At 67.7% G+C, this 9,963-nt stretch carries 8 protein-coding genes and 3 pseudogenes; 9 read left to right on the top strand and 2 right to left on the bottom strand.

Features of this window, described 5'->3' with window-relative positions:
* The 9 genes and pseudogenes from JWP65_RS14925 to JWP65_RS14885 all read left to right on the top strand — a co-directional run.
* Positions 1-220, top strand: a pseudogene (locus tag JWP65_RS14925) (4-oxalocrotonate decarboxylase); the annotation flags it as partial.
* Positions 217-1,149, top strand: a complete 933-nt coding sequence (locus JWP65_RS14920) for an acetaldehyde dehydrogenase (acetylating) (RefSeq protein WP_299765090.1) — start codon at positions 217-219, stop codon at positions 1,147-1,149. The pseudogene JWP65_RS14925 and the gene JWP65_RS14920, both read left to right, overlap by 4 nt.
* Positions 1,150-1,162: 13 nt before the next feature.
* Positions 1,163-2,194: a 4-hydroxy-2-oxovalerate aldolase gene (dmpG, locus tag JWP65_RS14915; RefSeq protein WP_299765088.1), complete on the top strand. Its 1,032-nt coding sequence runs from the start codon at positions 1,163-1,165 to the stop codon at positions 2,192-2,194.
* Between the two features lie 39 nt (positions 2,195-2,233).
* Positions 2,234-3,226 carry a tripartite tricarboxylate transporter substrate binding protein gene (locus JWP65_RS14910; protein ID WP_299765086.1) on the top strand — a complete coding sequence of 331 codons (993 nt, stop codon included), beginning with the start codon at positions 2,234-2,236 and terminating at the stop codon, positions 3,224-3,226.
* A gap of 20 nt (positions 3,227-3,246) precedes the next feature.
* Positions 3,247-4,230, top strand: a complete 984-nt coding sequence (locus tag JWP65_RS14905) for a tripartite tricarboxylate transporter substrate binding protein (protein ID WP_299765084.1) — start codon at positions 3,247-3,249, stop codon at positions 4,228-4,230.
* 60 nt (positions 4,231-4,290) lie between these two features.
* On the top strand, positions 4,291-5,175 hold the full coding sequence (locus JWP65_RS14900; RefSeq protein WP_299765082.1) for a VOC family protein: 885 nt from the start codon (positions 4,291-4,293) through the stop codon (positions 5,173-5,175).
* A complete protein-coding gene (locus JWP65_RS14895; RefSeq protein ID WP_299765080.1) occupies positions 5,172-5,849 on the top strand; it encodes a class II aldolase/adducin family protein in 678 nt (225 codons plus the stop codon). Before JWP65_RS14900 ends, JWP65_RS14895 begins: the two co-directional genes overlap by 4 nt.
* 287 nt (positions 5,850-6,136) lie before the next feature.
* Positions 6,137-7,870, top strand: coding sequence for a type IV-A pilus assembly ATPase PilB (gene pilB, locus JWP65_RS14890; RefSeq protein ID WP_299765078.1), 1,734 nt, complete (start codon positions 6,137-6,139; stop codon positions 7,868-7,870).
* Between the two features lie 27 nt (positions 7,871-7,897).
* Positions 7,898-9,112: a type II secretion system F family protein gene (locus JWP65_RS14885; protein WP_299765076.1), complete on the top strand. Its 1,215-nt coding sequence runs from the start codon at positions 7,898-7,900 to the stop codon at positions 9,110-9,112.
* A gap of 253 nt (positions 9,113-9,365) precedes the next feature.
* Here JWP65_RS14885 and JWP65_RS14880 read toward each other — a convergent pair.
* Both JWP65_RS14880 and JWP65_RS14875 read right to left on the bottom strand, forming a co-directional pair.
* A pseudogene (locus JWP65_RS14880) lies at positions 9,366-9,560 on the bottom strand (DUF1156 domain-containing protein).
* A 283-nt stretch (positions 9,561-9,843) separates the two neighbouring features.
* Positions 9,844-9,963 (bottom strand): annotated as a pseudogene (locus tag JWP65_RS14875) (IS30 family transposase); the annotation flags it as partial.

Raw genomic sequence — 9,963 nt, 5'->3', positions numbered from 1 at the left:
GCTGCAGGTCGGCTCCAGCGCCGCGCTGCTGGGTCATCCGGCGCGCTCGCTGGTCGCGGCGGCGCGCCTGTCGGCCGCCGCCGGCGAGCCGCTGCAGGCGGGCTGGATCGTGCTGGCCGGTGGCGCCACCCCGGCCGAATGGATCAAGCCCGGCCAGCACGTTTCGCTGGAAGTGCAGTCGCTGGGCAGCGTCGGCTTCCAGGTCGGGGGCGCGACATGAGCCGCCAGCTCAAGGCCGCCATCATCGGCAGCGGCAACATCGGCACCGACCTGATGATCAAGGTGCTGCGCCACGGCAAGCACATGGCCATGGGCGCCATGGTCGGCATCGATCCGGCCTCGGACGGCCTGGCGCGCGCCGCGAGCATGGGCGTGACCACCACGCACGAAGGCGCTGAAGGCCTGATGCGACTGCCGGTGTTCGACGAGATCGACATCGTGTTCGACGCCACCAGCGCCGGCGCCCACGTGCGCAACGACGCCTTGCTGCGCGCCGCGCGCCCTGGCATTCGAATGATCGACCTGACGCCGGCGGCCATCGGCCCGTACTGCGTTCCGGTGGTCAACGGCGAGCAGCACCTGGATGCATTGAACGTCAACATGGTCACCTGCGGCGGCCAGGCCACCATCCCCATGGTGGCGGCCGTCGCCCGGGTGGCCAAGGTGCACTACGCCGAGATCGTGGCGTCGATTGCCAGCAAGTCGGCCGGCCCCGGCACCCGGGCCAACATCGACGAGTTCACCGAAACAACGGCGCGCGCCATCGAGAGCGTCGGCGGCGCCGGCAAAGGCAAGGCCATCATCGTGATGAATCCGGCCGAGCCGCCTCTGATCATGCGTGACACCGTGTTCGTGCTCAGCGACGCGGCCTCCGAAGGCGCCATCGCCGACGCGGTGGCAACCATGGTGGCCCAGGTCCAGGCTTACGTGCCCGGCTACCGCCTGAAGCAACAGCTGCAGTTCGACCGCGTCCAGGGCCTGAAGATCCCCGGCGTGGGCGAGCGCTTCGATGGCATCAAGACGTCCATCTTCCTGGAAGTCGAAGGCGCGGCGCACTACCTGCCGGCCTATGCCGGCAACCTGGACATCATGACCAGCGCGGCGCTGCGCACGGCCGAACAGATGGCCGCCCGCCTGCTGGCCGCCTGAACGGAGGGCCGCCATGGACAAGAAGATCTACATCTGCGACGTGACGCTGCGCGACGGCAGCCACGCGATTCGCCACCAGTACACAGTGGCCCAGGCCGCGCAGATCGCCCAGGCGCTGGACCAAGCCGGCGTCGATTCGATCGAAGTCGCGCATGGCGACGGCTTGCAAGGCGGCAGCTTCAACTATGGCTTTGGCGCCCACACCGACCTGGAATGGATCGCGGCGGCCGCCGGCGCCGTCAAGCGCGCCAAGATCGCCACCTTGCTGATTCCCGGCATCGGCACTGTGCATGACCTCAAGGCTGCCTACGAAGCCGGGGCGCGGGTAGTGCGCATCGCCACCCACTGCACCGAGGCCGACATCTCGAAGCAGCATATCGAGTCCGCGCGCGAGCTGGGCATGGACACGGTTGGCTTTCTCATGATGAGCCACATGACCGGTCCCGAGGCGTTGGCGCAGCAGGCCAGGCTGATGGAAAGCTACGGCGCGACCTGCGTCTACGTGGTCGACTCCGGCGGGGCTCTGGGCATGACCGACGTGCGCGAGCGCTTCCGCGCCTTCAAGGACGTCCTCAAGCCCGAGACCCAGACCGGCATGCCTGCCCACCACAACCTGAGCCTGGGCGTGGCCAACAGCATCGTGGCGGTGGAAGAAGGCTGCGACCGGGTCGACGCCAGCCTGGCCGGCATGGGCGCCGGCGCCGGCAACGCGCCGCTGGAGGTGTTCGTGGCCGCTGCCAGCCGCCTGGGCTGGACCCACGGCTGCGACGTGATGGCGCTGATGGATGCGGCCGACGACATCGTGCGGCCGCTGCAAGACCGCCCGGTGCGGGTGGACCGCGAAACGCTGGCGCTGGGCTATGCCGGCGTGTACTCCAGCTTCCTGCGCCACGCCGAAGCGGCGGCCGGGAAGTACGGCTTGAAGACCGTCGACATCCTGGTCGAACTGGGCCGCCGCCGCATGGTCGGCGGGCAGGAAGACATGATCGTCGACGTCGCGCTCGATCTGCTGAACCAGCAGGCGCAGGCAAACGCTCGCGCCTGAGTCCCACCCACGGACATCCACCATTTCCGGAACAAGACAATGACCCACTCCATCCTCTCCCGCCGCAGCCTGCTGGCGGTCGCTGTCATCGCCCTGGGCGCGCTTGCGCAGCCGGCGCTCGCGCAAGGCGCCAAATACCCTGACCGTGCGTTGCGCTTCGTGGTGCCGTTCGCTCCGGGCGGCGCCATCGACGCGATGGCGCGGCCGATCGCCCAAGCCATGGGACGCGAACTGGGCCAGACCGTCGTCGTCGAGAACAAGGCCGGCGCCGCCGGCAACATCGGCGCGGCCCAGGTCGCCAAGTCGGCGGCCGACGGCTACACGCTGCTGGTCGGCACCTCGGCCACGCATGGCGCCAACCCGGCGCTGTTCGCCAAGCCCGGCTACGACGCCGTTGCCGATTTCGAACCGGTCATGCTGTGGGGCTCCGTGCCCAACATCCTGGTGGTCAATGCCGCCCAGGGCGCGAAGTCGCTGCTCGAACTGACGGAGCGGGCACGCCGCCAGCCGGACAAGCTCAGCTATGGTTCCGCCGGCACCGGCACCTCGCTGCACCTGGCCGGCATCCTGTTCGAGCAGGCCTCCGGCGTGAAGCTGGTGCACGTGCCCTACAAGGGCGGCGCGCCCGCTTCCGTCGACCTGATGGGCGGCAGCCTGGACATGATGTTCGACACCGTCTCGGTGTCGCTGCCGCACATCAAGGCCGGCAAGCTGCGCGCGCTGGCGGTGGCCGCCCCCGAGCGGCACTTCGCGTTGCCGGACGTGCCCACCTTCGCCGAGCTCGGCGTCAAGGGCGTGGAAGCGGCCACCTGGGCCGGCCTGTTCGCGCCCAAGGGCACGCCCGCGCCGGTGCTGGCCGAACTGCGCCGCGCCTCGGACAAGGCGCTGCAGGAAGCCCGCGTGCAGGAAGCACTGCACTCCAATGGTGTGCAGATGCTGGCCTGGCCCGGCGAGCGCTTCGGCGGTTTCGTCGACAGCGAGACCCGGCGCTGGGCCAAGGTGATCCGCGACGCCGGCATCGCGGCGCAATAGAACAACCCCAAGGAGACGACATGACGACGAGACGCGAAACCCTCCAGCGGCTGGCCCTGGCCGGCGGCATCGCACTGGCCCCGGCGCTGGTCCTGGCGCAGGACTTCCCCGGCAAGCCGGTGCGCATCATCACGCCCTTCCCCGCCGGCAGCGGCCCGGACGCGGCGATGCGGGTGCTGGGCGAGCAGCTGGCGCGCAAGTGGTCGCAGCCGGTGGTCATCGACAACCGTCCCGGCGGCAATGGCTTCATCGCGATGGCCGGCTTCAAGGCCGCCGCGGCGGACCACCACACGCTGGTGCTCCTGGACAGCAACCACACCACCACGCATCCGCACACCTTCTCGCGCCTGCCCTACGACGTCGACAAGGATCTGCTGCCGGTCGGCATGATCCTGCGCACGCCCTTCTTCGTGGCCGTCGCCGCCGACAGCCCGTACAAGAGCGTCGAGGAGATCGTGGCGGCGGCCAAGGCCAAGCCCGGCGGCGTCAACTACGGCTCCTGGTTCCTCGGCAGCCCCGGCCACATCGGCGCGCTGCAGTTGCAGGCCCTGCGCGGCGTGAAGATGACGCACGTGCCGTACCGCGACTTCGGCCAGCTGTACACGGCGGTGGCGACCAGGGAAGTCGACTGGGCCCTGGGCAGCGTGGCCAGTGCCGGCCAGATGGAGCGCAGCGGCCGCATCCGCTTCCTGGCCCTGGCGGCGCCGGCGCGCGACCCGCTCTACCCGAACGTGCCCGCCACCGCGGAATCGGCGCAGCTGCGCGGCTTCGACGTCAGCGCCTGGGCCGGCCTGTTCGCCCCGGCGGGCATGCCGGCGGCGGTGCTGGAGCGCATTGCCGCGGATCTGGCGCAGGTCATCACGCTGCCCGAGGTGGTGCAGCGCTATCGCACCTTCGGCTACGAGGCGCCGCCATTGACCCCCGCGGCCTACCGCGAGCTGATCCGCCGCGAGACCGCGGCCTGGAGCGGCGTGATCAGGGCGGCCAACCTGAAGCTGGATTGAAAAGGTGCGCGCCCGCCGCACCGTGACAGCCGTTGCGGCCGCCAGGCCGTTGGAGACGACGTGATCAATCTGCTCGACATCCGCTATGTCCGCCTGGGCACGCCCGACCGCGCCGAGGCCAGCCGCTTCGCGCGCGAAATCCTCGGCCTGGAGACGGCGCGCGACGAGGCCGGGGCCAGCTACTTTCGCAGCGACGACCGCGACCACACGCTGGTCTACTTCGAGGGCGATCCGTCCGACCACACCGTGGGCTTCGAGCTGCGTAGCGCGGCGGAGCTCACCGCCGCCGCTGACGAATTGAGCAACAACGGCGTGCCGGTGCGCGCCGGCACCCGCCAGGAATGCGAGCAGCGCCACGTGGACGCTTTCCTGCATTTGCGCGACCCCACCGGCAACAAGATCGAGCTGGTGCTGCGGCCGCACCACAGCGGGCGGCGCCACTTTCCCGCGCGGGATGCCGGCATCACCGGCTTCAGCCACGTGGGGCTGTGCACCACCGACGCCCGGCGCGACGAGCAGTTCTGGACCCAGGTGCTGGGCGCGCGCGTGAGCGACCGCATCGGCGAGGCCCCGCTGCTGCGCATCGACGAGGTCCACCACAAGGTGGCCCTGTTCCCCACCACCCGCAGCGGCGTCCAGCACGTGAACCACCAGGTCGAGAGCATCGACGACATCATGCGGTCCTGGTACATGCTGCAGCAAAAGGGCGTGCCCATCGTGTTCGGGCCGGGCCGGCACCCCACGTCGGGGGCGATGTTCCTGTACTTCAAGGGACCGGACGGCATGATCTACGAATACTCCAGCGGCGTGCGCATGATCTCGGCGGCGCAGGAGGCGAGCCACCGGCCGCGCCAGTTCCCCTCGATCAACGAATCGTTTTGCATGTGGGGTTCGGTGCCCGACATCCCGGAGTTCCGCAAGAAGCAAGCGGGAGCACCGGCATGAAGGCCGATGAAGCCTTGCAGCGCCAGCTGCGGGTGGCGGCGCGCGCGCTCGGCCGCCACGGCCTGGCCCATGCCTATGGCCATTGCAGCGTCCGGCTGGGCCAGGCGCACTTCCTGGTCTGCGCGGCCCGGCCGATGGGCGTGATCGCTGCCGGCGAGCCCGGGCGCGTCGTGCCCGTGCGGGGCCCGCTGCCCGAAGGCGTGCTGGGCGAGGTGCGGCTGCACCAGCAGATCTACCAGCGCCGGCCCGGGATGCAAGCCGTGACCCGGACCATGCCCCCTGCCGTGATGGCGCTGGGCACGGCGCGGCGGGTGCCCCAGCCCCGCCACGGCATGGGCGCCTATTTCGGCGCCGGAGTCGGCCTCTGGGACGACCCCCAGCTGGTGCGCGACGACGCGCGCGCCGTCGGCGTGATCGACGCGATGGGCGACCGCGCCGCGGTGGTGATGCGCGGCAACGGCGTGGTGGTGGCCGGTGCCAGCCTGGCCAAGGCGGTGGCGCTCACCTGGTACCTGGAAGATGCCGCGCGGATCGAGCTGGCGCTGCTGTCCGCCGGGCTGGAGCCGGAATCGACGCCGCTCTCCGCCGAAGAGTGCGCGCTGAGGGCAACCGACACCGGCGGCATCTTCGAGCGCATGTGGGAGTACCTGACCGCGGGCGATCCGGAAGCGTAGCGCACGCAGGTCGGTCGGCTGGCGCCGCGGCAGCGGAAACCAGGCAGGCACGGGCGGGGCAGGTCCGCCAGGCGAAGTCCTGCGCCTTAGGGGCCGCCCGTAAGCAGATCCTCCCGATCCGTTACAAGGCATTGCACGAATGGCATCATTGGGTGCCGGCCGTGACTTCGTACCAACTGCGAGCGGTCGCAAACGGCCATGAACGTTTACACCAACTGGGCTTTTGACGATGATCGGGACTGACTTGTCCCCGGGTCAGAGCCTGTTCTGCCCACTTCACTCATTCCATGGCCGCTGTAGAACCCGCTGAAGCTTCCGCCGTCGCCCTGCCGGGGCTGGGGCGCGCCCTGGTCGCGGCGGGCAAGCTCGGGCAGAAATCCGCCGACGACATTTACCGCAAGGCGAAGGCCAACCGCACCAGCTTCATCGCCGAACTGACCGGGTCCGGCGCGGTCTCCGCCTTCGATCTGGCGCACACGATGTCGGGCGCTTTCGGGGCGCCGCTGCTTGACCTGGATGCGATCGACCTCAAGCGCCTGCCGCGCGGGCTGCTGGACACCAAGATCTGCCAGGACTACCGGGTGGTGGTCCTGTCCAAGCGCAACAACCGCCTGATCGTCGCCACCGCCGACCCGTCCGACCAGCAGGCCGCCGAGAAGATCAAGTTCGCCACCCAGCTGGGCGTGGACTGGGTGATCGCCGAATACGACAAGCTGTCCAAGATGGTCGAGGTGCACTCCGCCTCCACCAGCGAGGCGATGGACAGCATCATCGGCGACGACTTCGAGTTCGACGAGTCGACGATGGAGCAGTCGGTCGTCGACGAGGACGACAAGGGCGCGGTCTCCGACGTCGACGACGCGCCGGTCGTCAAGTTCCTGCACAAGATGCTGCTGGACGCCATCGGCGCCCGCGCCTCCGACCTGCACTTCGAGCCCTACGAGCACACCTACCGGGTCCGGTTCCGGGTCGACGGCGAACTGCGCGAGATCGCCTCGCCGCCGGTGGCCATCAAGGACAAGCTGGCCTCGCGCATCAAGGTCATCTCGCGGATGGACATCTCCGAAAAGCGGGTGCCGCAGGACGGCCGCATGAAGCTGAAGGTGGGCCCGGACAAGGTGATCGACTTCCGGGTCAGCACCTTGCCCACCCTGTTTGGCGAGAAGATCGTGATCCGGATCCTGGACCCCAGCTCGGCCAAGCTGGGCATCGAGGCGCTGGGCTACGAGCCGGAAGAGAAGGCGCGGCTGCTCGCCGCCATCGCCCGCCCCTACGGCATGATCTTGGTGACCGGCCCCACGGGCTCGGGCAAGACGGTGTCGCTCTACACCTGCCTGAACATGATGAACAAGCCGGGGGTGAATATCTCCACGGCCGAAGACCCGGCGGAAATCAACCTGCCCGGCGTGAACCAGGTCAACGTCAACGACAAGGCGGGCCTGACCTTCTCGGTGGCCCTGAAGTCTTTCCTGCGCCAGGATCCGGACGTGATCATGGTCGGCGAAATCCGCGACCTGGAAACCGCCGACATCGCGATCAAGGCCGCCCAGACCGGCCACCTGGTGCTTTCCACGCTGCACACCAACGATGCGCCCGCGACTTTGACGCGGATGCGCAACATGGGCATCGCGCAGTACAACAACGCTTCGTCCGTGATCCTGATAACCTCCAAGAGACTGGCGCGGCGCCTGTGCGCGCACTGCAAGCAGCCCGCCGATATCCCCTACGAGACGCTGATCGAGGCGGGTTACAAGGAAGAAGACGTCGACGGCAGCTGGACGCCGTACCAGCCGATCGGCTGTTCGGCCTGCAACAACGGCTACAAGGGCCGGGTCGGTGTCTACCAGGTGATGCCGATCACGGAAGACATGCAGCGGATCATCCTGGCCGACGGCAGCGCGCTGGAGATCGCCGGGCAGGCCCGCCGCGACGGCGTGCGCAGCCTGCGCGAGTCGGGGCTGCACAAGGTGAGGCTGGGGCTGACCTCGCTCGAGGAAATCCTGGCCGTGACCAATGAATAAAAGTACAACGTCGTAAGAGGAGCCCAGATGGCCACGGCAACAACCAAAGTCCCGGATTTCGTCTTCGAGTGGGAAGGACGGGACCGCAACGGCAAGCAGGTGCGCGGGGAAACGCGGGCCGCGGGCGAGAACCAGGTCATGGCGTCGCTGCGGCGCCAGGGCGTGAACCCGACCAAGATCAAGAAGCGGCGGATGCGCTCGGGCTCCAAGATCAAGCCCAAGGACATCGCGATCTTCACCCGCCAGCTGGCCACCATGATGAAGGCCGGCGTGCCGCTGCTGCAGGCGTTCGACATCGTCGGCCGCGGCAACGCCAACGCCAGCGTGACCAAGCTGCTCAACGACATCCGCACCGACGTCGAGACCGGCACCTCGCTGTCGGCCGCCTTTCGCAAGTACCCGCTGTACTTCGACAGCCTGTACTGCAACCTGGTGGAAGCAGGCGAGCAGGCCGGTATCCTGGAAGGCCTGCTGGACCGGCTGGCGACCTACATGGAAAAGACGGAGGCGATCAAGTCCAAGATCAAGTCCGCGCTGATGTATCCGATCGCCGTGGTGGTGGTGGCCTTCGTGGTCACCTCGGTCATCATGATCTTCGTGATCCCGGCATTCAAGGAAGTGTTCAGCTCGTTCGGCGCCGACCTGCCCGCCCCCACGCTGTTCGTGATCGCCATGAGCGAGATCTTCGTCAAGTGGTGGTGGCTGATCTTCGGCGGCATCGGCGGCGGCTTCTACTTCTTCATGCAGGCCTGGAAGCGCAGCGAGAAGGTCCAGATGTTCATGGACCGCTTCATGCTCAAGATGCCGGTGTTCGGCCAGCTGGTCTACAAGTCGACCATCGCCCGCTGGACCCGCACCCTGGCCACCATGTTCGCGGCCGGCGTGCCGCTGGTGGAGGCGCTCGACTCGGTCGGCGGCGCCTCCGGCAACTCGGTCTACGAGGCCGCCACCGCCAAGATCCAGCAGGAAGTGTCCACCGGCACCAGCCTGACGGCGGCCATGACCAACGCCAACGTGTTCCCCTCGATGGTGCTGCAGATGTGCGCGATCGGCGAGGAGTCCGGCTCCATCGACCACATGCTGGGCAAGGCGGCCGACTTCTACGAGTCCGAGGTCGACGACATGGTGGCCGGCCTGTCCAGCCTGATGGAGCCGATGATCATCGTGTTCCTGGGCGGCCTGATCGGCGGCATCGTGGTCGCGATGTACCTGCCCATCTTCAAGCTCGGCGCCGTGGTCTGATGGGGCTGGCGCAGGTGTAGGACAGCAAAATACCGTGCAGTTAAGCAGTGAAGATCGCAGTATGTTTACAGTGAGTGCGCGCTAACCGTGCAGTCAGCGGACTCGGGATGCGTGTGGTTTTTTAGTCGAACAGGTGTCCTCTCCGCCCAGCATTTCGCATCCAAAAGGGGAATGAACGTTCCGGAATTCTTGGAGGAAAGTTGGTCTAAGTGAGATCGCCACGGCCAAAGTCGGAGCGATTCAGACTACCTGCTTAACGAAGCGCTCCCGGACGGCGGTCATGCACGCTCTCTGTTGTCCACGGTGTCTCGCTTGACGCCACCGCGCGTACCAGCTTGCTCCGAGGCCTGCCGGCCTGGCGGTTCTTTGAAGATGGGTCGTCCACCATCTGAGCAAAGATCACCGCCCTTGCGGACGCTAGCGGCCGGCGGGCTCACCGTAGATGCAACGTGGAGGGATGCCTGTGACGGATGGATTTCTCGCGCGCGCTTGCGACGTTGATCGCTCCAACCGTAGCGCGACCTCAATTAGTTTCTTCTTCATCGCTCGATGTTCTCTGCCGGCAAGCCCGCAACTTGGAGTGCGCGAGCCCAAGCCTTCTCCTTCAGCCGCGCCCCAGTGCCGAACCACGCACTGTCGATGCGGTCACCAGAGCCGACCGTCCGAACGTGGTCGACGAAATGGGTCGCGGCATTCACCGCGCCCCAAAGCGTCCCCTTAGCAGGGCGGATTCAACCGGTCGACGCAACACATTCGCTGAACATCTCAGCGGGCGTGTGGAAGCCGAGCGTCTTGCGCGGCCTCTCGTTCAATTGTCTCGCTATTGCGTTGAGCTGGGTCTGGGAGAAGTC

The organism is Ramlibacter sp., from assembly GCF_028292805.1.
GTDB lineage: Bacteria > Pseudomonadota > Gammaproteobacteria > Burkholderiales > Burkholderiaceae_C > Ramlibacter.
The sequence above is the reverse complement of the archived record's forward strand: the minus strand, read 5'-3'. Positions and strand labels throughout refer to the sequence as shown.